Annotated in this window: 23 protein-coding genes; 9 read left to right on the top strand and 14 right to left on the bottom strand. The window is 60.2% G+C overall.

Features of this window, described 5'->3' with window-relative positions:
- Nucleotides 1–36 precede the first annotated feature (36 nt).
- From ISX84_RS07200 to ISX84_RS07150, 11 genes are all read right to left on the bottom strand, one after another.
- The gene (locus tag ISX84_RS07200; protein ID WP_195819667.1) at nucleotides 37–918 is read right to left on the bottom strand and encodes an AEC family transporter; all 882 of its coding nucleotides are present in this window, start codon (nucleotides 916–918) and stop codon (nucleotides 37–39) included.
- A gap of 199 nt (nucleotides 919–1117) precedes the next feature.
- Complete coding sequence (locus ISX84_RS07195; protein ID WP_326838727.1) at nucleotides 1118–2041, bottom strand: endonuclease/exonuclease/phosphatase family protein; 924 nt, start codon at nucleotides 2039–2041, stop codon at nucleotides 1118–1120.
- Nucleotides 2042–2233: 192 nt separating this feature from the next.
- Nucleotides 2234–3664: a hypothetical protein gene (locus ISX84_RS07190; RefSeq protein ID WP_195819666.1), complete on the bottom strand. Its 1431-nt coding sequence runs from the start codon at nucleotides 3662–3664 to the stop codon at nucleotides 2234–2236.
- A gap of 12 nt (nucleotides 3665–3676) precedes the next feature.
- Nucleotides 3677–4450, bottom strand: a complete 774-nt coding sequence (locus ISX84_RS07185; RefSeq protein ID WP_195819665.1) for a class I SAM-dependent methyltransferase — start codon at nucleotides 4448–4450, stop codon at nucleotides 3677–3679.
- Nucleotides 4447–4836, bottom strand: a complete 390-nt coding sequence (locus ISX84_RS07180) for a GtrA family protein (RefSeq protein WP_195819664.1) — start codon at nucleotides 4834–4836, stop codon at nucleotides 4447–4449. The genes ISX84_RS07185 and ISX84_RS07180 overlap by 4 nt, the downstream gene beginning before the upstream one ends.
- On the bottom strand, nucleotides 4836–5786 hold the full coding sequence (locus tag ISX84_RS07175; RefSeq protein WP_195819663.1) for a glycosyltransferase family 2 protein: 951 nt from the start codon (nucleotides 5784–5786) through the stop codon (nucleotides 4836–4838). Before ISX84_RS07175 ends, ISX84_RS07180 begins: the two co-directional genes overlap by 1 nt.
- Before the next feature lie 157 nt (nucleotides 5787–5943).
- Nucleotides 5944–6243 (bottom strand): DUF4387 family protein, encoded by a 300-nt coding sequence (locus ISX84_RS07170; RefSeq protein WP_195819662.1) that lies wholly within the window; start codon nucleotides 6241–6243, stop codon nucleotides 5944–5946.
- Nucleotides 6236–7591 carry an acyclic terpene utilization AtuA family protein gene (locus tag ISX84_RS07165; protein ID WP_195819661.1) on the bottom strand — a complete coding sequence of 452 codons (1356 nt, stop codon included), beginning with the start codon at nucleotides 7589–7591 and terminating at the stop codon, nucleotides 6236–6238. The genes ISX84_RS07170 and ISX84_RS07165 overlap by 8 nt, the downstream gene beginning before the upstream one ends.
- Nucleotides 7592–7712: 121 nt before the next feature.
- A complete protein-coding gene (locus tag ISX84_RS07160; RefSeq protein WP_195819660.1) occupies nucleotides 7713–9218 on the bottom strand; it encodes a tripartite tricarboxylate transporter permease in 1506 nt (501 codons plus the stop codon).
- 1 nt (nucleotide 9219) lies between these two features.
- The gene (locus ISX84_RS07155; protein ID WP_195819659.1) at nucleotides 9220–9711 is read right to left on the bottom strand and encodes a tripartite tricarboxylate transporter TctB family protein; all 492 of its coding nucleotides are present in this window, start codon (nucleotides 9709–9711) and stop codon (nucleotides 9220–9222) included.
- A complete protein-coding gene (locus tag ISX84_RS07150; RefSeq protein ID WP_195819658.1) occupies nucleotides 9711–10679 on the bottom strand; it encodes a Bug family tripartite tricarboxylate transporter substrate binding protein in 969 nt (322 codons plus the stop codon). Before ISX84_RS07150 ends, ISX84_RS07155 begins: the two co-directional genes overlap by 1 nt.
- 104 nt (nucleotides 10680–10783) lie before the next feature.
- Here ISX84_RS07150 and ISX84_RS07145 point away from each other — a divergent pair, with 104 nt between their 5' ends.
- From ISX84_RS07145 to ISX84_RS07125, 5 genes are all read left to right on the top strand, one after another.
- Entirely contained in the window at nucleotides 10784–11452 is a 669-nt protein-coding gene (locus tag ISX84_RS07145; protein WP_195819657.1) for a response regulator transcription factor, read from the top strand.
- Nucleotides 11449–12831: a sensor histidine kinase gene (locus tag ISX84_RS07140; protein ID WP_195819656.1), complete on the top strand. Its 1383-nt coding sequence runs from the start codon at nucleotides 11449–11451 to the stop codon at nucleotides 12829–12831. Before ISX84_RS07145 ends, ISX84_RS07140 begins: the two co-directional genes overlap by 4 nt.
- Nucleotides 12801–13823: an ABC transporter substrate-binding protein gene (locus ISX84_RS07135; RefSeq protein ID WP_195819655.1), complete on the top strand. Its 1023-nt coding sequence runs from the start codon at nucleotides 12801–12803 to the stop codon at nucleotides 13821–13823. The genes ISX84_RS07140 and ISX84_RS07135 overlap by 31 nt, the downstream gene beginning before the upstream one ends.
- A gap of 367 nt (nucleotides 13824–14190) precedes the next feature.
- Nucleotides 14191–15846, top strand: a complete 1656-nt coding sequence (gene ettA, locus ISX84_RS07130; protein WP_195819654.1) for an energy-dependent translational throttle protein EttA — start codon at nucleotides 14191–14193, stop codon at nucleotides 15844–15846.
- Between the two features lie 98 nt (nucleotides 15847–15944).
- Entirely contained in the window at nucleotides 15945–16925 is a 981-nt protein-coding gene (locus tag ISX84_RS07125; protein WP_195819653.1) for a hypothetical protein, read from the top strand.
- A gap of 188 nt (nucleotides 16926–17113) precedes the next feature.
- Here the strand turns inward: ISX84_RS07125 and ISX84_RS07120 are convergent, their stop codons facing one another.
- A complete protein-coding gene (locus ISX84_RS07120; protein ID WP_195819652.1) occupies nucleotides 17114–17461 on the bottom strand; it encodes a hypothetical protein in 348 nt (115 codons plus the stop codon).
- Between the two features lie 35 nt (nucleotides 17462–17496).
- Here ISX84_RS07120 and cutA point away from each other — a divergent pair, with 35 nt between their 5' ends.
- Nucleotides 17497–17826, top strand: a complete 330-nt coding sequence (gene cutA, locus ISX84_RS07115; RefSeq protein ID WP_195819651.1) for a divalent-cation tolerance protein CutA — start codon at nucleotides 17497–17499, stop codon at nucleotides 17824–17826.
- 73 nt (nucleotides 17827–17899) lie between these two features.
- Here the strand turns inward: cutA and ISX84_RS07110 are convergent, their stop codons facing one another.
- Complete coding sequence (locus ISX84_RS07110; RefSeq protein WP_195819650.1) at nucleotides 17900–18376, bottom strand: DUF2938 domain-containing protein; 477 nt, start codon at nucleotides 18374–18376, stop codon at nucleotides 17900–17902.
- 521 nt (nucleotides 18377–18897) lie between these two features.
- Between ISX84_RS07110 and ISX84_RS07105 the strand changes: the two genes are divergently transcribed.
- The 3 genes from ISX84_RS07105 (at nucleotide 18898) to ISX84_RS07095 (ending at nucleotide 20383) form a co-directional block, all read left to right on the top strand.
- A complete protein-coding gene (locus ISX84_RS07105; RefSeq protein ID WP_195819649.1) occupies nucleotides 18898–19383 on the top strand; it encodes a histidine phosphatase family protein in 486 nt (161 codons plus the stop codon).
- 315 nt (nucleotides 19384–19698) lie between these two features.
- Entirely contained in the window at nucleotides 19699–19953 is a 255-nt protein-coding gene (locus ISX84_RS07100; RefSeq protein ID WP_195819648.1) for a hypothetical protein, read from the top strand.
- A gap of 223 nt (nucleotides 19954–20176) precedes the next feature.
- A complete protein-coding gene (locus tag ISX84_RS07095) occupies nucleotides 20177–20383 on the top strand; it encodes a cold-shock protein (RefSeq protein ID WP_007117950.1) in 207 nt (68 codons plus the stop codon).
- A gap of 143 nt (nucleotides 20384–20526) precedes the next feature.
- On the opposite strand, the gene ISX84_RS07090 is transcribed toward ISX84_RS07095, so the two are convergent.
- Nucleotides 20527–20781 carry a hypothetical protein gene (locus ISX84_RS07090; protein WP_195820265.1) on the bottom strand — a complete coding sequence of 85 codons (255 nt, stop codon included), beginning with the start codon at nucleotides 20779–20781 and terminating at the stop codon, nucleotides 20527–20529.
- Nucleotides 20782–20815: the final 34 nt, after the last annotated feature.

The following is a 20815-nucleotide window of genomic DNA, read 5'->3' as shown; positions in this document are numbered from 1 at the left end:
GGCCGCGCGATCAGCCCAGCCTCCCTTTTGATCCACTCAGAGCACGATGCTCAGCAACAAGGGCAGCGTGAGGATCGACAGCAGTGTCGACACGACAACCAGACCAGCGACCGCTTGCGCGTCGGCACCATATTTTTCGGCAATCAGATAGCTGGTCACGGCAGCCGGGGCGGCGAGTTGCAGGACGAGGATGCCAAAAGCGACGTGGGGCAGCTCAAACCAGGATCCGATGGCCCAGGCGATCGCGACACAGAGGCTCGTTTTTGTCAGAGCAATCAGGAACGACCGCCCGAGGTTGTTCGGCGTCAGACGGGCAACGGCCACCCCCAGCGTGATAAGCATCAGCGGGATCGCCATCTGGCCCACCAGCGAGATCGTGTTGGTCACGAAAACCGGCGTCTGCCAGCCCTGCCAGAGGAACACAGCACCCAAAAGCGTCGCCGCGACCATGGGTTCCTTGAACATCGCGACGGGTGAGCTTGATTTCGAGACAAGCCAAACCCCGAAGGTAAAAGCGTAGATCGCGGAGACCGCAAAGACGACGACCGCATACCCCAGCCCCTCGTCTCCATAGGCAAAGAAGGCCAGAGGCAGGCCGATATTGCCGGTGTTGCCCATCACGATGGGCGCCAGATAGGTGCGCATCTCCAGCTTGGCCAGCCGAACAATAATCCAGGCGGCAACGGTGGCCGTCAGGTAGCCCGCAATCGCGGCAAGGCTGATGCGGGACAGCGCGTCGGCCGGAATTTCAGTCTCCATGAGCGCCACGAAGATGAGCGCAGGCACGGCCAGTGTCATCGACAGCCGCGTCACGAATTGCACGCGGTACTCGAAGCCGAGCTTGACCCAGACAAAGCCGATGGCCGCGAGGAGAAATACCGGCGCCGTGATTTCGATGACTTTCAGAAATAAATCCACGCCGCCGTCTTTCTATCTATCGGTTCGCCTCCCCGGCAGGTCTAGTTGGGTTCGTTTGCAAATGGCAACCTGATACAGGGGGGGTGCGTGTTGCAACAGTTCTGGATTGGTCGCTGGTACCAATGCCGAACGGCTAGGCAGGTAGGTTCACTGCGCCGCTGCTTTTGACTGTTTCGCCTGTCCGCTGAGACAGATCAGGCTACTCTCCGGGGCTGACGGCGATGACCGCCTTCATCGGAAAATGATCTGATCCGATGTGCTCCAGCCGGTCGAAGGAAACCAGATCCAGCCCCTCCGTCAGATAAAGCTGATCGATGGGAAACCGCATCAGCCACGAGTTCGCGTCAAAGCTGGGAAGCATCCCGCGTCCAACCCGCGGATCGCGGAAGCCACCGTATTCCTTGAACCTTTCCGCCGTCCAGGACCAGGCCACATCGTTGAAATCCCCCATGGCCACCACCGGCAGATAGGTCCGATCCGCAAGGAGAGCCGCGCGCTTGATCTGGGCATCGCGTGCCTCAGTATCGTTGCCGGGCACCGGGGGCCGGGGATGCAACCCGACAAAGAAGAATGCGCCACTTGGCCCCTCAAGTTCAGCCAGAACCGTGGGGGTTTCATCATCGCTCAGAAAGACTGTCTCCGCCTGCCTTGCAGGCAGCCGGGTGGCAAAGATTATACCGTAGTGATTCACCAGCGGATGCAGAACCACCGTCTCATAGCGGGCCAGTTGTTCCTCCAGCGCACTGGCCCACACCGCGTCCGTCTCCATCAGGAACAGCACATCCGGGTCTTCCCGGTCGATCAGCTGGCGGAGCTTTTCATGCTCCGTGTTTTCCATCAGCACGTTGATGGAGAGCAGTGAAACCCGCTCCTCCGCTGGCGCGTCGGGCGTCAGGGCAAGCTCCGTCTTGGCCATTGGGCTGTAGGGAAAAATGCGCACCGCCTGATAGAGCGCACAACAGATCATGAGCACAGCGACGATCTGTGTCCATGTGTTGATCAGCATGAAGCCAAGGATCGCGGCGATAACTGCAACACAGGCAATATGCAGACGCGGAAAGTCCCAGCCCCGCACCCACCATTGTGCGCCATTTGTCAGGGGAGCGAGTGTTGTAAAGACCACTGCCAACGCAAGGATCCAGAATAGAAGAGTAGCTATAGTTTGCATTCAACGGACACTCATTTGGCACAGGACCAGCAGCAGGCGATGTGCGCCTTCTCTGATTAACGGCAATTGCCGCGAATAGTTCCACAGATGTCAGGGAAACCCCAGCCTCACTTTGCAGCGCAGCCCAAGAGTTTGATGTATCAGTGCCTAGGGGCCATAGTCTTCCGACGCGCGCACTTCGGGCACAAGCAGGACGGTTCGGCCGCCAAGGCTTGTGATGTGCCAGTCATCCACTGCATCGGTCTCAATCGCCTCCAGGTCGATGTCTGAACAGTCCATCTCTTCGATCTCGCATATCACAAGTTCATAGCCGATCAGCTGCCTGATCCTAAAGTAGAAGCCATGTGAGGATTGAATGCCCGCATCGCGCCCGGCCTGGCTGTTCTTGGTTTGACCGACGACATAAACCGGTTCCGGATAGCGCGCCAAGCGCTCGGCGACATCCTGTGTCTGGATTTGCCAGTCGTGAAACGCCTTGTAGCTTTTATGCGTCTGCATCGCGTAGTTGATCACCAGAACGATGACGGCGCCAAGCCCGACGCGGCCTGCGAGGCTCGCGCGTATGTTGAGAAGCTGGACGCCTCGGACCAAAATCACCGAATAGAACACCCAGAAAAACAGAAGCGCGCGCGCCGGGACAACGATACCGAACTTGAGGGCCTGCAACGCAACAAGAGCCACACCGGTCAACAGGCCGGCGTAGAGGTAGAGCGCTTCCAGCGGTGCCCTGCAGACTATGACCAGGGTCGCCAGCGCCAGGCAGGTTGCATGGGCAAAGAAAACCCCGTCAGAGTTGAAACTGGAGATGCTGACGAAGATGAAGAATGTGTCCTTCACCCAGGGTGCGTTGGCCCAAAGGTCTGCCAGGGTCTGGGCGGGCGTCGCTGCGCGCCACTCCGCCAGGGGGATGCCAAAGACGCCATGCACATACCAGTTCAGCGCGTAGGTGATCAGCATCGCGCCCACAAAGCTGAGCGAGAAGAGGACCATCAATCCAAAGAGATCGCGTATAGACCGTTCGCGGGTCCGCACCAGACAGAGCGCCAGCAGCAGCAGCGGGTATGTCGTGTAGGCCATCAGCGCGGGCACCGTGAAGACAGGCAGCAAAAGCCGCGAGGTCCGCTCCGAGCACCGGCAGACAATGACGGCGTAGAGTGCGACAATCGCCAGTCCCAGTTGCAGCGTGTTGAACCAGCCCGAAATGATCGTGGCTGGCGGTGCGATCAGGATCATCGTTGCAAGCAGGGCGGTACAGACCCTCAGCCTGTCCGACGGTGACGCGGCAACCGCGACGCAGGCGCCAAAGATGGCCCAGCAAATCTGATAGACCGCGAAATTCAGCCAGGAGGGCGTGATGATCTCGCGCAGGTGCCAGATGTAATTGATCCACCGGCCCTCATGCAGGGTCTTGTTCCAGAAGAGATCACCGTATCCCAGCAGCGCCGGGAAATCATCGTGCCGGATCATCGGATCGATGAGGTTCGGCAGCGATACCAGAAAGATGAACGCCAGAGACACCCAGAGCACGGGCGCAAGTCTGGACCGCTCGGGCGCGTGGTCGTGTATCATCTCTGTCACCCCCCGTCTCCGTCAGGCGGATGCGCGGTCGGACCGGCTGGTGAGCCGGGCGCGGGCGGCCAGGACGGCGGCCCGCACTTTTGCGATCTGAGTGACCGTCGCGCGCGGAAGGCGCGACACCACCGAACAGCGCAGGCGCCACATCATGTCGCCGCCGTTCTGAACGGCGTGTTCCAATGGGACCTCATGGCGCAGGATGTCGTCAGGCAACCCCGCGCGTCCGGCCTCATTCACGTAGAGGATGGTGTTGTAGCGATACCAGGGCGCCACGCGGCGGTTGTCGCGAAGATGGGGCCGCACACAGTCAAAGGCACGGTAACCGCGGGCGGCGAAAAGCGTCTGCCAGTAGGAAAGGGGCTGTTCATTGATGTGGAATTCGCCGCCCTGCCCGACAACGGCGGCAGAAAACAGAACGCGGTCGGAGGCAGCGGTCAGGCTGCTCACCAGTGTCTCCGCCGCAGCGGCAGGCAGGTGTTCCCCCACTTCCAGGCTCTGCGCCAGCTCGAAGCGACGGTCGATGTCCAAGGGTGCCGTCAGGTTGGCAGGCAGAAAGGCCTCCCTGGGAATGTCGAGGGTATCTGGATCGACGTAGTCACCATCGGCGCCCAACACGTCCCGGGCACCCGCGCGTTGCCATTCGTTGAGCCAGACACCGCGACCACAGCCCAGATCGATCACGCTCTCAGGGCGCAACAGAGGGTACAGCAATTGCGTGAAACTCTGCGCGGAGGCACGGGCACTTTGATCGATGTAGTCGAAAAACGTGTCGCTATAGACATGGGTCATGACAGGTTCCTTTCGGTGCACTGTTCTCTGGCAAAGACCCAGACGGTCATGAAAACATAGTTCTGGACTGGCAGCACCACGGTGACAGTTGCGGCGGCAATCCAGTCGGCGATCCCGAAGGCCGGGAAAATGACGCCTGTGATCAGGCCGGAGACGACAAGGCCCGTGCCGATCATCACCACAAAGCGCAGGACCTGCTGCGGGTCATCCAACCGTCTGCCGAACGTGAACCCGGCCTGTCCGACATATTGCAGGCAAATGGCCAGCAGGAACGCCAGACCATTTGCGACGCCGCGCGTTATGCCCAGTTGCAAAAACGCCAGGTACAAGAGGAAATAGGTCAGGGCGACAAGCCCGCCGATCAGGGCGAAACGAACGACATGCATCAGGCCGACTTCCGCATGCTGACGGGGGTGGCTTCCCGCAGCTCTTCACTGACGAAATAGAGAGGCCGGTTCTTGGCCTCCACATAGAGGCGACCAATGTATTCGCCAAGGATGCCCAAGGTCAGCAGTTGCACGCCGGAGAAGAAGCTGACCGCCAGCACCACCGATGCCCAGCCGGGCGCGGTTTGATAGATGATCAGCGAATAGGCGACATAGACGGCCATCAGTGCGCTGACGCCAAGGCTCGCAAAGGAGAGCCGCGTCGCCAGCTTTAGTGGCTTGGTCGAAAAGGAGGTCATTGCGTCGATCGCAAAGCGCAGCATCGCCCGCAGCGGGTACTTTGTTTCTCCCATGGTGCGGGGCGCGCGCCTATATTCGATCCCGATTTGTCTGAACCCGGCCCAGGCGAACATGCCCCGGATGAACCGCGACCGTTCCGGCATGGCGAGCACCGCGTCGAGCGTTTTGCGATTCACCAGACGGAAGTCGCCGGTGTCCCGCGGGATCGGGACATCCGACATCATGTTCAGGAACCGGTAGAAACCATAGGCCGTTGCGCGCTTGAAGAGCGTCTCCCCCTGCCGCTCGATCCGGCGCCCGTAGACCACGTCATAGCCATTGTCCATCATCCGCATCATGTCAGAGAGGAGTTCCGGCGGGTCCTGCAGATCGGCGTCCAGCATCATGATGCGGTCACCCTTGGCGGCCTCCAGCCCGGCGGTGAGCGCAACCTGATGACCACGGTTGGCGGACAATCTGACGCCGACCAGGTTCGGACAATGCAGGCAGGCGTCCTGAATGGCTTCCCAGGTCCCGTCGCTCGATCCGTCATCAACCAGTACGATTTCCGCATCCTGTTTCCAGGGTTCGATGGCAACGGCCAGACGGTCAACCAACGTCGGAATGACGTCCTGTTCGTTCATGCAGGGAACGACAATGGAAAGGTACATTTCTGCCTCGCGTGTTGCGCTTTGGGTCAGAAAGTACAAACGCAATACGGTCGGAATATGGCAACATCCGCTCGAAACTGCGGAGATCACTGGGCCGTTTGTCGTTCAATCGGGAACAGACTGTCATCAAATCGGCGCCCGCATCGGTAGAAAATGCTTAGATATCAAGCTCACCCACAAGAGCGGCCCAGGAAGCACCGTGCATGTCCCGGTCCCCGATAGACCCCTGCACCGTGGGGCGTGGCAAGGAGAACTTAACCACGTTGAGATCCGGCATGTCGAAGCGCTTGAGGGTCTGGCTGTCGGCGTGCAGGGCACCGGCGATCTGCTCGGTCTTGAGGTCGCGCACGACACGGGCATAGGCCTGTGCGTCACCGCAGAAGATATCGATGGTCAACCAGAAGGGGCCTGCGTTCTTGCTGCGCACCTTGGTCACGAGGGTTCTGAGTTCAGCCAACGGTCAAAACCTCCAGCTTGAATGCATCCATGGGATCGGCGAGATGCAGCACATGGTTGAGCGCGAATTCATAGACGGTACCCTGGTGCATCTCGGGCGGGGAGAAGAGAAAGGCGAATGTCGGCTGCTCCTCTTCCTGCGTCAGCGGGTGATGCAGCAGGTAGGGGTTCAGCAACTTGCCGATCTCTGCAGCCTGATCTTCGCTTGGTGCGGTGATGATGCCGATCACGCCGATCTCCACCGGATCGCTGGCCCGCGTTTCCAACGCGCCGAAGCTTGCGGATTGCCCGATAAGGCGGAGTTCCAGTGTGAACGCGTCCGCAGCGATGTCCATGCGGTCAAGCACCTTGGCGCGGCACTTCGTGACGATGTCCTGCGCCCAGTCGGCGGCATTGGCCACGTAGCGCGGATCGCGCAGGAGCGCCATGACGACCGTGCGCGCACCTGCAGGCCGAGCCCCTTCGAGTTTGACGGTGTAGCGGTCTGACGGCACCCATTCGGAGCCTTCCACGCGCACGGAAGTTTCGTCCAGCGCGGTGTAGCTGGCGCGGGTGACGTCGAGATGACCACCGGGTTCATAGAGAATGAACGGATCGGAGTTTTCATAGAGCATATGCGCCGAGACGGTATGAGGGCTGGCATGGGCTCCGTCTGCCAGCGGTGTGACGGTGAAGCCCGTGGCGTCGAAGTCGATCATGATCACGCCGGACTGCGGGTTGGTTGCGCACAGCGCGCCGCATTCACCGATCTTCGCCCCGTGCCAGGCACCGCCTGCGTGCCCCCCCTGCATTAGTGGCAAGGCTGCGATGATCGCGGTATCTGTGGTGCGCCCGGCGATGATGATGTCAGCACCTGTCTTGAGGGCTGCAGCAATCTGCTCGGCGCCTGCAAGGGCAACGATGTTGGAACAGGAGCGAATGGTCTCGGAGGTGATGTCCGGTGCTGCGGAGAGGGGCGTGATCTCGCCTGCCTCGAAGGCCTCCGCGATATGGGTAGGGTCTTGCGAGGAACGGAGCACGGCAACCTTCAGCGGTCTGCCCTGTTCAGCGGCAATCTCGCGGGTGATGTCGAGCATCCAATCCACCGTTGCGTCCGCCCCACAGGTTCCGGCGGTTCCGATAACCAATGGGACATTCGCTGCGGCGCGGGCTTCCATGAGACCACCCCACTCCCGTTTGGTCGAACTCCGCGCGTATTTCGACACCCCGCGTCCCAGGTAGGACGGCCCGCTGTCCGTTGAACCGCCATCGATGGCGATGATATCCGGCTTGGCCGCAATCCCCCGTGCCAGAGCGTCCGGGTCATAGTTCAGACCCAATGCGCCGGAAGGGATCAGAACTCTGGTCATTGTCGCGCTTCCTTCTGAGGGGTGCGGGGAACCGGTGCGCAAGCGGGGGCGGGCATATTCCCGCCCCCGCTTGCGCACCGGCTGAGCCCGGCTTTGCCGGGCTGGACGGCACAGCCGTCCATCAGTCGGTCACTGCTTGCGGTTTCTTCAGGATCCCGCGCAGGAACATCGGTGCGACAAAACCGGCAATTGCTGCAATCCAAAGGCCAATGGCGATGGGGCTGGAGAACAGGTAGGTGGGATCACCGTCCGAAAGGGTCATGGCCCGGCGCAACGCATCCTCCATGTTCCCGCCCAGCAGGATACCGAGGATCACTGGCACCGTGGGCACGTCGAGTTTACGCAGGATGTAGCCCAGCACGCCGAAGCCCACCATCAACAGCAGATCGAAATAGCTGCCGGAGAGTGAGTAGATACCCACGAAGGAGATCATCGTGACCCCCGGCAGCAGCACCCAGGCGGGCACAGACAGGATCTTCACGAAGATCTTCACCATGGGCACGTTCATCAGGAGCAGCACCACATTGGCGATTAGCAGCGAGGCAATCAGGCCCCAAACCACATCTGCCCGCTCGGTAAAGAGCGTGGGCCCCGGCGTGATGTTCAGCGTCATCAGCAGCGCCAGCAGCACCGCCGTGGTCCCAGACCCGGGCACACCCAACGTCAGCATGGGCACCAGCGCGCCACCCGCCGCGGAGTTATTGCCCGCCTCAGGGGCCGCCACACCCTTGGCCACACCTGTGCCAAAGCCACCCTTCTCACCGGCGATGGATTTCTCAGACATATAGGCCAGAAAAGACCCCAGCGAGGCGCCTGCCCCCGGCAGGATGCCCGCGATGAACCCCACGAACGACGCCCGCAGCATCGTCCATTTGGTGGACATGATGTCCTTCCAGGGAATGCGCACCTTGTCGAGCTTCACGCCGATGGAGGAGCCTTTGCCGTGGCTTTCAATGAAAAAGAAAACTTCGGCAATGGCGAAGAGACCCACGATGGCGACAAGGAAGTCGATCCCGTCGAAGAGGTGCAGGTTGCCTCCTGTCAAACGCGGCAAACCGGAGGAGGAATCCACGCCGATCATGGCAATCCCGAGGCCCATACAGGCCGCCAGCGCCGCCTTGGCCTGGTTGTTCGAGGCCATGCCGCCCAGCGTGCAGAAGGCCAAGAGATAGAGCGCGAAATACTCCGCCGGACCAAAGAAGAATGCCACCCGCGCCAGCGACGGGGCGAGGAACATCAACCCGATGGTGGCCAGCAGCGCACCCACGAAGGACGCCACGCCCGACAGCACCAGCGCATCGCCCGCACGGCCCTGCTTGGCCATCGGATAGCCATCAAGCGTCGTCATCAGCGCTGGCTCATCGCCCGGAATGTTCAACAGGATTGAGGAAATCCGCCCGCCATACATCGCGCCGTAATAAACCGAGGTCATCAGCACCAGCGCGGAGGTCGCGTCCAGCCCGAGGGTAAAGGTGATGGGGATCAGGATCGCCACACCGTTCGACGGGCCCAGACCCGGCAACGCCCCGATGATCGTGCCCAGAAAACAGCCGCAGACCGCCAGAAACAGCGTGAAGGGCGAAAGTGCGACGGAAAATCCGAGCGCGAGATTGGCAAGGATATCCACCTCAATGCCCTCCGACGAATGGAATGAGAATGGCGAGCGCGTCCCAGAGCTTGGCCGCCGTGGGCACCTTGTAGGCCACGATATTGCCGAGCCCGAGCGCAAATTTGAACAGAACGAACAGCCCCAGCGACAGTCCGACACCGGCTGCAATCGCCGGCTTCACGTTCGGTGAAATCTGATAGCTCAGGATGCCTGCGGCAATCGCGGTGGGCAGGATGAAGCCCAGTGGTGTGATCATCACGGCATAGATGCAGAGCACCAGCACCGCCACACCCATCGCCAGCCAGGTGCGACCGACCGGCCAATCCGGGTCCGGGTCGGGTTTGAACATGATGGTGAGTGAACAGAGCGCCGCCACCCCGCCGATCAACAGCGGAAAGAGCTTGGGCAGAACTTCACCCGAGAAAAGGTTCGTCTGGATCTGCAAGGCGGCCGCGATATACGCGACCGCCGTGATCAGACAGACCAGACCGAAGATCCGGTCCGAGGCCATTACTGAAGAACCCCCAGTTCCTTGGACATGGCGTTGATCTCGGCCACGAGACCATCAACATAGGCCTGGAAGTCGCCACCCACCTTGGTGAAGGGGGCCAGCCCGTTGTCGACCATGGCCTGCGCCCAGGCGTCGCTGTCCGCGACCTGCTGCAGCTTGCCCGCCCATTCGTCGAACTTGGCGTCCGAGATGTCCTTGGGCACGTAAAGACCGCGCCAGTTCACCGCGACGACGTCATAGCCCTGTTCCTTGGCGGTGGGGATGTCGTCAAAGCCTGGCACGCGCTCTTCGGTGAGCACCGCGATCACGCGGATGTCGCCATTTGCGAGGAAGGAGACAACCTCGGACATGTCACCGGTCATGGCTTGGGTAAAGCCGCCAACGGTCTGGGTGATGGCATCCGCGCCGCCGTCAACGCCGATGTATTTGACCTTTGTGATGTCGGTGAAGCCCGCTTCCTTCAGGATCATCAACGGCTTGAGGTGGTCGAACCCGCCCACAGCAGAGCCCCCGGCAAAGGCAACAGAGCCGGGATCGGCCTTGATCGCCTCAACCAGATCGCCAAGCGACTGGTAGTCACTGTCCGCTGCCACGACGATTACCCCCGGGTCCGCGCCAATGGCACCGACAAAGCGGACCTGATCCGCCGTCATGCCCGCATAGGCGTTCTGCGCCAGCCGGGTGGTGGTGGCCGAAGAGGCCGCGATGATCACATCAGAGTCATCCGCACGCTCGGAGACCACATGGTTGTAGGCGAGACCGCCACCTGCACCGGGCATGTTGGTGACCTGCACGGGTTTTTCCACCGCACCAATGTCATACATGATCTTGCCGATCTGGCGGCAGGTGAAATCCCAGCCGCCGCCGGGGTTCGCAGGCGCGATGCATTCTGCGGCATAGGCGCCACCGGCCAGCCCCACGGACAAGACGGCACTCGTCATGAGCGCCTTGAAAAAGCGTTGTGTCATTGGTTCCTCCCATTTGACTTGACGGGTCTCCACCCGTTTCATGTGGTCAGATGACTTTAGGAACCTGACACCAACCTGTCACGCAGGAAGAACGCACCCTCGAGATGAGATTTTTACTGGTCGAAGACAATGCCGATCTGGCCCGCGCGCTGACCGGGCGCTTTGCCGTGGACGGCCATGTGGTGGATCACGCAGGCGACCTCTCGGATGCGGAGCTGGCCACCCGCACAGTCGCTTACGATATGATTTTGCTGGATATTATGCTGCCGGATGGCGACGGGCGCGAGTTCCTGCGCCGCCACCGCGCACAGGATAATCCAACGCCTGTCATTGTTCTGACGGCGCGCTCGGAGGTCTCGGATCGGGTTGGTCTTCTTGATCTTGGGGCCGATGACTACATCACCAAACCCTTTGATTTCGCCGAGCTGGAGGCCCGCGCACGCGCCGTCATGCGGCGCCTCGGCGGCGCCGCAGACAATAAAAAGGAATTCGCGGGGCTCATATTCGATTCGAATGCGGGCACGATTACGACGGGGGAACGCTCCGAACAGCTGCGCAACCGCGAGATGCGGCTGTTGGAAGTGTTCTTTGCGGCCCCCGGTCAGATTTTTTCCAAGTCCCACCTGATGGACCGACTGTTTTCTTTCGCCGATGACGTGTCGGAAAACGCCATTGAGGTCTATGTCGGCCGCCTGCGCCGCAAGCTGGCGGTATCGGACGCGACCATCGAGACGGTGCGGGGGCTGGGCTACCGCATGGTGCGCCGCGAATGAGCACTGCCGTCGCCCAGGTTTCCATCCGGCGTCGGCTGGTGGTGCAACTGGCACTGGTTGCGGCACTTCTGTCGGTGGTCTTTTTCTTTGCGTTGCAGGTGGTGGCCGATCGTGCGACAGAGGCCACCCAGGACAATATCCTCGCCGCCTCCGCAACATCCATCGCCGATGCGGTCTACACGGATGCGGGCATCGTGCGGGTGGAAATCCCCTATTCCGCGCTATCGATGCTGGGCACGGTCAGCGAAGACCGGGTGTTTTACCACGTCATCCTCGATGGGCAGACGCTCACGGGATACGACGATCTGCCCGTCCCTGCGGCGCGCGGCGCGGGGCGCGATCCCCGTTTTGGGACCTATCTTTATCGCGGGGACACGGTGCGGGCCGTGGTGGTGCGCCGCGCGCTGAACGTCGCGGACCGCATCCACCGGGTCGAGGTGGTCGTGGCACAGACCCGGCTGGGCCTTGCTGCGATCTCGTCGCGCATTACCACAACCGCCACGGCCATCGGGGTCGTGTTCTTTCTCGCGGCCACAGCACTCAGCGCCCTTGCCGCGCAAAACGCGCTCTCACCGCTCAGTCGCCTCGCCGAGGCCGTACGGCGCCGCGGTCCGCGTGACCTGCGGCCCGTGACTGCCGAGACCCCAAGCGAATTGACCCCGCTGGTGGGTGGCCTCAACGGCTTCATCGCGCGGCTGCGCGCGGCGCTGACCCGCTCCGAGGACCTGATCGTCGAGGCCGCGCACCGGGTCCGCACGCCGCTCGCCACCGTGCGGACGCAGGCGGAGATGGTGCATCTGCAGATGGAAAAACCGGAAAACCGCGCCGCCCTGCGCCAGATGATCCGCGCAGTGGATGAAAGCTCCCGCTCCGCCGGGCAGCTTCTGGATCATGCGATGGTCACGCTGCGCTCGGACCAACTGGAAACCGAAGAGATCGATCCTGCAGACCTGCTGCGCGACGCAGTGGACCGGCTGTCGCCCACGGCGGATCTGAAGGATATTGCCATCGTGCTTGATCTGCCGCAGGCCCCGATGCGGGTGCAGGGCGATGCGATCCTGCTGCAAAACGCTGTGCGCAACATCCTCGACAATGCGATCAAATATTCACCGGCTGACACGGAGATCACCGTGCGGCTGTTATCCGGGCCCTCCTGTCGGCTCGTGGTCTGCGATCAGGGACGCGGGTTCATGCCCGAGGATATCGCGCACATGCCGGAACGGTTTTCACGCGGCTCCAATGTTGAGGACGTGGTGGGCTCCGGCCTTGGCCTGACCATCGTGCGCGACGTGGCCGAAGCTCATGGCGGCACTTTGGAAATCGGTCCCAATCCGGAAGGAAGTGGCGCATGCGTCTCCCTTGTCTTGCCCTGCTCCTGAGTGTCTGGGCGGCGTTGGGCCACGCCTTCGAGATCGAGGAAAGCCGCAGCTATCCCGCGCCCGGCACGGCCGCCTTGCGCATCCTCTCAACGGCAGATGCGGATGTCTTCGAGCCGATCATCGAAGCATTCCAGTCGATCTATCCGATCTCCATCACCTATGATGTGGCAAGTTCCACGCAGGTGATGAAAGCCCTCTATGATGAGGGTGCGCAATACGATCTGGCCATTTCCTCCGCCATGGATCTGCAGACCAAACTGGCAAATGACGGGCTGGCACGGCAATACACCTCCGATGCAACAGGCGCGCTGCCGCCCTGGGCAAAGTGGCGGGACCAGGTGTTTGCCTTCACCCAAGAACCCGCGGTGCTTGTGCTGAACGCCGCCGCCTTTGAGACGCTCGATATCCCGAAGAACCGCGAGGGCCTGATCACCCTGCTGCGCGATCACCCCGAGGTTTTCGACACGCGCATCGGCACCTATGACGTGCGCATCTCAGGGCTGGGCTACCTCTTTGCCACGCAGGATTCGCGCAACACCGAAAGCTTCTGGCGCCTTACCGAAGTCATGGGACGGCTGAACACGCGCCTTTATTGCTGCTCGGGGGCGATGATTGATGCGGTGGCTCGTGGCGATCTGGCGCTGGCTTACAATGTTCTGGGCTCTTATGCGCGGGCACGGCTGGCGGACACACCCGGCATTGTGGTGGTGGAAATGGATGACTTCGTGTCGGTCATGCTGCGGACGGCGCTGATCCCGCAAACCGCACAGTCCCCGCAGGCGGCGGGACTACTGATCGATTTTCTGGCTGGAATGCGCAGCCGTCCCGATCTGGCGGCTGAAACCGGGCTGCCGCCGGTAGTCGGAAATGACGCCGAAGATGAAGGTATCATTCGTCCAATCCGCCTTGGGCCGGGGCTTCTGGTCTTTCTCGACCGGTTGCGGCGGGATACTTTTTTGCGAAGCTGGGCAAGCTCTATCGAGCAGGATTGATGGCCTATGCGGCAAGGCACGTATTTGCGATAGCCCTGCAAGGAACAACGGGAGTTGGTGGATCATCCCTCCGCACGGATCGAACCGGGTGGTGCCAATAGCCATACCAGCGCGGGCAAAGTGCGCTTGCAGACCATCGTCGACAGTGCCGTCAGCCAGGTGCGCCCCGTTCCGGACATAAGACATCAGGATCATTTTCAGCGCGGTTCGTCTATGAAACCATTTCAGCCGAAAAGAGGGACTCCCCGGGCAGGATGGCGCCGTGCACGACCCCATGAGCCGCCTCACCCATGTGGATCACGGATTGCTCCCCTCGGCACGCGCCGGTATCAGGGGAAAAAAGATCACAGCGCACAGGAGCATCCTCATGGCCGCCTATCAATACGTCTATCATATGTCCGGCGTTTCCAAGACCTACCCCGGCGGCAAGAAGTGCTTTGAGAACATCCACCTGAACTTCCTGCCGGGCGTGAAGATCGGCGTTGTGGGCGTAAACGGTGCGGGTAAATCCACGCTGATGAAGATCATGGCGGGCCTCGACACCGACTTTCAGGGCGAGGCCTGGCATGCCGAAGGTGCCACCGTCGGCTACCTACCGCAGGAACCCAAGCTCGACGAGAGCCTCACCGTGCGCGAAAACGTCATGCTCGCCGTGGCGGACAAGAAGGCGATCCTCGACCGCTACAACGAGTTGGCGATGAACTACTCGGACGAGACTGCCGACGAGATGGCGCAGTTGCAGGACAAGATCGACGCGGAAAACCTCTGGGATCTGGACAGCCAGATCGACGTCTCCATGGAGGCCCTGCGCTGCCCGCCCGACGATGCCAATATCGCCAACCTCTCCGGCGGTGAGGCGCGTCGCGTGGCGCTCTGCAAGCTGCTCTTGGAAGCGCCCGACATGCTGCTGCTTGACGAACCGACCAACCACCTCGACGCCGAGACCATCGCCTGGCTGCAACAGCACCTGATCGACTACAAGGGTACCATCCTGATCGTCACCCACGACCGCTATTTCCTCGATGACATCACCGGCTGGATCCTCGAGCTCGACCGCGGCCGTGGCATTCCTTACGAGGGCAACTACTCCGCCTGGCTGGAACAAAAGGCCAAGCGCCTCGCCCAGGAAGCCCGCGAGGACAAATCCCGCCAAAAGACCCTCGAACGCGAGCTGGACTGGATGCGGCAGGGCGCCAAGGCCCGCCAGGCCAAATCCAAGGCCCGGATCAACGCCTACAACGAGATGGCCGAAACCTCCGAGCGCGAAAAACTCTCCCGCGCCCAGATCGTCATCCCCAATGGCCCGCGTCTGGGCTCTAAGGTCATCGAGGTCACCGGGCTGGCCAAACACATGGGCGACAAGCAACTGGTCGAAGGCCTCGACTTCTCCCTGCCCCCCGGCGGCATCGTCGGCGTAATCGGCCCCAACGGTGCGGGTAAATCGACGCTCTTCAAAATGCTCACCGGCCAGCTGGAGCCGGACGCGGGCACCATCGAATACGGCGACACGGTCGATCTCAGCTACGTGGATCAGAGCCGCGACGACCTGAACGCCGATCACAATGTCTGGGAAGCCATCACAGGCGGGGCTGAACTCATCCAGCTCGGTGACGCGGAGGTCAACTCCCGTGCCTATTGTTCATCTTTCAACTTCAAGGGTGGCGACCAGCAGAAGAAAGTGGGCCTGCTCTCAGGCGGCGAACGCAACCGCGTCCACATGGCGCGCCTGCTGAAGTCGGGCGGCAACGTGCTGCTCCTCGACGAACCCACCAATGACCTCGACGTCGAAACCCTACGCGCGCTCGAAGACGCCCTCGTCGACTTCGCCGGCTGCGCCGTGGTCATCAGCCACGACCGCTTCTTCCTCGACCGCATCTGCACGCATATTTTAGCTTTCGAAGGTGAAGCCCATGTGGAATGGTTCGAAGGCAACTTCGAGGACTATGAAGAGGATAAGAAGCGGCGACTCGGAGCAGATGCGCTTGAGCCGAAGCGGCTAAAACATAAGAAGTTTGTTCGTTGAGTCTTAAGGCCCGTTCATCAGTGTTTTGCAGACCTCTCAATGCGTACCTTCTGCCTGATCTAGAAAGTTATGCAATCTCTTTGAACGGGGACTAACTGGTGGAATACTCAATCGAAAAGCTATTGGCCTCAAAAACAGGAGAGGAGCTTCCGCTAACTTACTTAGCTATAGATGAGTCTGGCCACTACCCCCAAAAGTTCGCATATGTCTCAGCTTGGTCGACCAACCTTTCAATGGATAGATTTGACAATGCAAAGTTGGACTTCGGCCTTGATTGCAAGTTTGCTTTGGACTTCTCTATATCGGAATACGGCACGCATTATGCCCTACGCTATCAGCTGGCGCCATTTTTTCGCAATAGCTGGCATTTTCAGCTTGGTCGAGGGATGAACCTTTTCTGTGGTAGACAAATCTTTATTCGGTTGGCCACTGATTGCAAAGAATGCGCAATTCAACTTGCCCCACAAACCATTGAGGAGATTGTGGGGCAGCTTCGGCTGGTTTTTGGCCTGGGAGCTGCCGTGTCAGAAGGGTTTTCTGGTGTGGTCGACTATACCAGCGGTGATTTTCTGGTTCCAACCGAGGGGCGGCTCTGGGCGCAACTAACAGGGAAGGGTGAAGATGAATCCAGTCTTGAGCGATTTGTTGTAAACCGGTTTAGTGCGCTGAAGCCTCTATTGAAACGTGACAGTCAAGCACTTTTCTCTCGCGCAGTTTCATCTGAACTCATCTGGGAGCGATTTCTATTCCTTTGGATTGCAATTGAAATTGAGACTGGATCAGGTAGGGATAGAAAGGCATTTGCCCTAGAAGCTTTGCAATCAGAACTGATCAACGACGAGATACGACGGCTTCATCATTTGCGTGGGCAGGTAGCGCATGAGGGCAATCGAGAGATTGCCCAAAGAGATTGTGTATCTGCACTTTGGGTGTTGAGGCTGACAACCGTATCGGATTCAGCCATGAAAAGTGTGATGGTATCGGAATTTGAACGGTGGATATCTGCTTCGCACGATCAGCAAGATGCCTATCCAGCAGGAGATATCGTCTCTGCGATGAAGGTTTCTCCAATTCCTTAGCCGTACCAGCCCCCCGACCGCGGGTCGGAGGCCGTCTTGCAAACTGTCCAGTGGACAGTTTGAGGCCGCAGAAGGCAACAGTCTCGGGGGAGACGCAGTCGCCCCCGCCCAGGGGGGCGGTCGGGGGCGGCGAAAAAGCGGGACGTTTCCGCGGTGACTAGCTCAACTGCCCTTAAGCCTTGATCACCCTACTGGATCGTCCAGACCACCGGCCCGTTCGTGCCGACAATCGTCACCGTCCCGTCGCCATGCACCGTGATCTCCTGACAGGCCGTCCCGGCAATACGCTCGGGCTTCTGCAGCGTCCGGCAGAACTTTCCATCGCGGATCGTCCAGGCGCCCTCAAGTGCCACGTTCTGTTTTGGCCCCACCTTCCCGGTCAGCCGCCCGTTCTTGGCGAACTTGATCGTGCTGCCCTGCGGGTCCTTCACCGTCTTGCCGGAAATGGCATCGGTGATCGGATCCGCGGCCAGCGCCGTGGCACAAACTGCGGCACACACAGACGACACAACCGTCGCCATAACGCGATTTTTCATGAAATGACTCCCTTTCAATGCTTTAATCATTCAATATGACCAGCCTGCCGATCATCGATATCTGGGTCAACTGCCCTACGGTTGAATCCGCCGACACCATCAGCGCGGCCCTGATCGCGCAGCGCTTCGTCGCCTGCGCCAACCGCTACCCCGCGATCCAGAGCAGCTATCGCTGGCAGGGCACACTCGAGCACGAAGAAGAACACCCGCTGCTGCTGAAAACCCGGGCAGCACTCGCCCAACAGGCCGAAGACGCCATCCGCGCCCTGCATCCCTATGACGTCCCGCCGATCATTCGCCTCAACATCGACGGCGCGAACCAGGACTATATCGACTGGGTCTACAGCGTCACGCGCGAGGGGTAAGACGAAAGCGCCCCTCGCACATTGCTATGCAATGCACTGCCCGCCAATGCACCCGGCTGCGCCGGGCACTGGATCAGAGCAATGCACCCAGCCACAGGCCCACCCCAAAGACCGTATGCGCGGCCAGGCCCAGCCCCCGTGCCCGCCACGGGTTGGGTGTTTTCGAGGCGGCCCAGCCCAGCCCCATACCGGGATGCAGCACGAACCAGCCGAACCCCACGGTCAACACCGCGAAAATCCAGGCCGGGATAAACGTCGGGGTCGCCAGCCATGCAGGTCCCATGATCACTGCCAGCGCCACACCATAGACGATGCCCACTGCGTAGTGAAACAGCCAGCCTATCGCCAGCTCGCCCGGCACAGGGGCCGCCGCGCCGATGTCGTCATGCACGAGCTGACCGCGCGGCATATGTGCCACCCAGCGCCCGACCATCGCCCAATTCGGCGCGGGCACCCCGGCGAGCGCCCGCAAGAGCTGCGCCCAGACATCCATGGCCACCGTGGCGACGACGCCCATCACCACGCCGTTCATCACAATACTATCGGTCATACGCACACCCTGCCCCTGCCTGCTCTGGCGCCGTTTCTGGCACCTCGACACGGCATTTGCCAGACGGCTTGATCAAAGGAGGAAAAAAAACGGGCCGGTGAAACACCGACCCGTCAGGGAAGAAGGAAACGCAGGGGGAGAAACTGCGTTCCTTTAGTCAGAGAGCAGCCCAGTCGGTGAAACGCCAGGTAGAGGGGCATTTCGGACCGGGACGACGGTTGACTGGGCTGCGCCCCGTTGCACGCCAGGAAGAGGTGCGCGGAACCGGGGTGAAATCCGGGGAAATGCCCCGGGGGTCGTCATTTAAATCAGGTACTCTGGTCACAATCGTTACTCCACTTCCGAGGAGGTAAATCACCCCGGCTCACATCTCTATCTAGCGGTATTTTCCACCTCAGGTATGTGATCCGGTTCACACTTGATGCGATTTTTCGGAACTTTCTTAACTTTTTCTGCGGTCGGTGTCGGTCGGACCAATCAAAGCAGTTGAAATGCGGATGCCCGGCGGCAAGACTATGGCCATGATACGTCGCGCTTTCCTCACCGGCCTGACCATGTGCACCCTTCTTGCGGCCTGCACGCCGCAATCCGTGCCCTATTCGGCCCGCACTACCGTTATTCTGGTGCGTCATGCGGACAGGACAGGCGAAATCCTCAACACGCAGGGGTTGGCGCGCGCTGCGCTCTTGCCCCAAGCCTTGGCGGACTATGAACTGGACGCGATTTACAGCCCCGACATCTCCCGCAATCTGCAAACCGCCGAGCCTCTGTCAAAGGCGCTGGATCTGCCCGTGACGATCATCCCGAAGGAACGCGCCGGTGCCACAATGACGCGCGCCCACCCGGAGGGCACCGTGATCTGGATCGGCAACAAGGGCAATCTGCGTACGATATGGGCGGAGCTCGGGGGTACGGGCGAGGCGCCGCAAGCATATGGTGAGATAGGGGTCATTACCCTGCAAAGCATGGGCAGACGGCAGGTGACGCGGTTGACTGTGGGCCTCTAACTCAGGTACGAGCGCGGATGTGCTGGCGGTGCGGCAGAGTTTTCGAAACTCTTTAAGATTTTAGTTAATTGCCTGCCTTTCGGTCGAAGCTGACGTTGAGATGCACCAAAAGTGGGACAGTATTTAGCAGCTGCTGCCCATCCAGCCACAACAGGTTGCGTGGATCGGCCTCTGGATATCTACCGGCCATCGGGACAAATCCTGACATTGTCGCGCTTTAGATTAAAGAAGTTGCCCAGCTCCAGCGCATTTTCGCCCCCATATTAACGTTTGATCAACCTCCCGCTTGGTACAAGTACTAAGGAGGATTAAGAAATGGCGATCATTTCTACCTTGGTTGGAGGACTGTGCGGCTTTTTCACCTTTTTGCTCGCTTTGGTGTTTTTCGAGGTGAGCTTCCTGACCGCGCTGGGGCTCTATGTTCTTGTCGGTCTTGGCCTGACGGCGACCCTGATCATCGCGGGCATGACCCGGCAAGCCATGACGAAATCGCCCCCACAGCGGCCGGCGCTGTTGCCTTACTCTTCACGGATGCCCGCCGGAAGCCCGCTTTCGAAGCAGCGCGGCTAGCGCATTACACGGTAAGGAAATATTCCGACAAACATAGGCCGACCCAGCCCCTTCACATCCGGTTTCTCTTGCCAGTTTGTTCCCCATCTGTCATATGCCGCATCGCAAACGTTATTCTTTTTCGACCTGCTGTCTCTTAATCGGGCGGTCAGTCTTCGATCCAGACCGACCTCGCCAGGCCATCGCACACACGCGGATGGCACTTTTAAAGGAGACCACGGATATGGCCACAGGCACCGTGAAATGGTTCAACACCACAAAAGGCTTCGGCTTCATCGCACCTGACGGCGGCAGCAAGGACGTGTTCGTACACATCTCTGCTGTTGAGCGCGCAGGCCTCACAGGTCTGGCGGACAACCAGAAAGTGACTTTCGACATCGAAGCAGGCCGTGACGGCCGCGAAAGCGCGACAAACATCGCGCTGGCATAATCCAGCTGTAAAACACGACGGAAAACCGGCCTGGATCAGGCCGGTTTTTTTTGTTGATCAACGTTTGAATTCTACTTTGAAACCATTCTCGAAAGGAATGCGCTTCATATTGTCGCCTTCCGGCCCCGCCTGGAGTGGAATGCTCAGAGCAAGAGGCTCCAGATCAGCAGGCTGGGCACCAGCATTGCGAAGAGGATACAGAAAAGCTTTGCAGCATGGCTGATCTTGCCGAAGACCCCGTCGCCCATTGCCCCCTCTCCATAGCTGAGAGCGCTCGCCATAACCGCGTAGCCGCTCGCTTCCCGTTTGACTTCTGCGGATTTGATGGACGCCAATGCCTTCGCATGTACACGCGCCTGGCGCTCTTTTTCCGTCAACTGACCTTCGAGACTTTCCATATTACTCACGATCCGGCTACTCCCTTGGCTTAGA

It is taken from the genome of Roseobacter sp. MH60115, from assembly GCF_015644665.1.
Taxonomy (GTDB): Bacteria; Pseudomonadota; Alphaproteobacteria; order Rhodobacterales; family Rhodobacteraceae; genus Roseobacter.
This window is presented reverse-complemented; position numbering and strand designations above follow the sequence as displayed.

Coding starts and splice junctions, on each gene's coding strand:
- ISX84_RS07105 (WP_195819649.1), top strand. CDS start 18,898: ATGATACGTCGCGCTTTCCTCACCGGCCTGACCATGTGCACCCTTCTT.
- ISX84_RS07135 (WP_195819655.1), top strand. CDS start 12,801: ATGCGTCTCCCTTGTCTTGCCCTGCTCCTGAGTGTCTGGGCGGCGTTG.
- ISX84_RS07090 (WP_195820265.1), bottom strand. CDS start 20,781: ATGGAAAGTCTCGAAGGTCAGTTGACGGAAAAAGAGCGCCAGGCGCGT.
- ISX84_RS07140 (WP_195819656.1), top strand. CDS start 11,449: ATGAGCACTGCCGTCGCCCAGGTTTCCATCCGGCGTCGGCTGGTGGTG.
- ISX84_RS07165 (WP_195819661.1), bottom strand. CDS start 7,591: ATGACCAGAGTTCTGATCCCTTCCGGCGCATTGGGTCTGAACTATGAC.
- ISX84_RS07120 (WP_195819652.1), bottom strand. CDS start 17,461: ATGAAAAATCGCGTTATGGCGACGGTTGTGTCGTCTGTGTGTGCCGCA.
- ettA (WP_195819654.1), top strand. CDS start 14,191: ATGGCCGCCTATCAATACGTCTATCATATGTCCGGCGTTTCCAAGACC.
- ISX84_RS07175 (WP_195819663.1), bottom strand. CDS start 5,786: ATGTACCTTTCCATTGTCGTTCCCTGCATGAACGAACAGGACGTCATT.
- ISX84_RS07185 (WP_195819665.1), bottom strand. CDS start 4,450: ATGACCCATGTCTATAGCGACACGTTTTTCGACTACATCGATCAAAGT.
- ISX84_RS07155 (WP_195819659.1), bottom strand. CDS start 9,711: ATGGCCTCGGACCGGATCTTCGGTCTGGTCTGTCTGATCACGGCGGTC.
- ISX84_RS07100 (WP_195819648.1), top strand. CDS start 19,699: ATGGCGATCATTTCTACCTTGGTTGGAGGACTGTGCGGCTTTTTCACC.
- ISX84_RS07180 (WP_195819664.1), bottom strand. CDS start 4,836: ATGCATGTCGTTCGTTTCGCCCTGATCGGCGGGCTTGTCGCCCTGACC.
- ISX84_RS07110 (WP_195819650.1), bottom strand. CDS start 18,376: ATGACCGATAGTATTGTGATGAACGGCGTGGTGATGGGCGTCGTCGCC.
- ISX84_RS07095 (WP_007117950.1), top strand. CDS start 20,177: ATGGCCACAGGCACCGTGAAATGGTTCAACACCACAAAAGGCTTCGGC.
- ISX84_RS07145 (WP_195819657.1), top strand. CDS start 10,784: ATGAGATTTTTACTGGTCGAAGACAATGCCGATCTGGCCCGCGCGCTG.
- cutA (WP_195819651.1), top strand. CDS start 17,497: ATGACCAGCCTGCCGATCATCGATATCTGGGTCAACTGCCCTACGGTT.
- ISX84_RS07150 (WP_195819658.1), bottom strand. CDS start 10,679: ATGACACAACGCTTTTTCAAGGCGCTCATGACGAGTGCCGTCTTGTCC.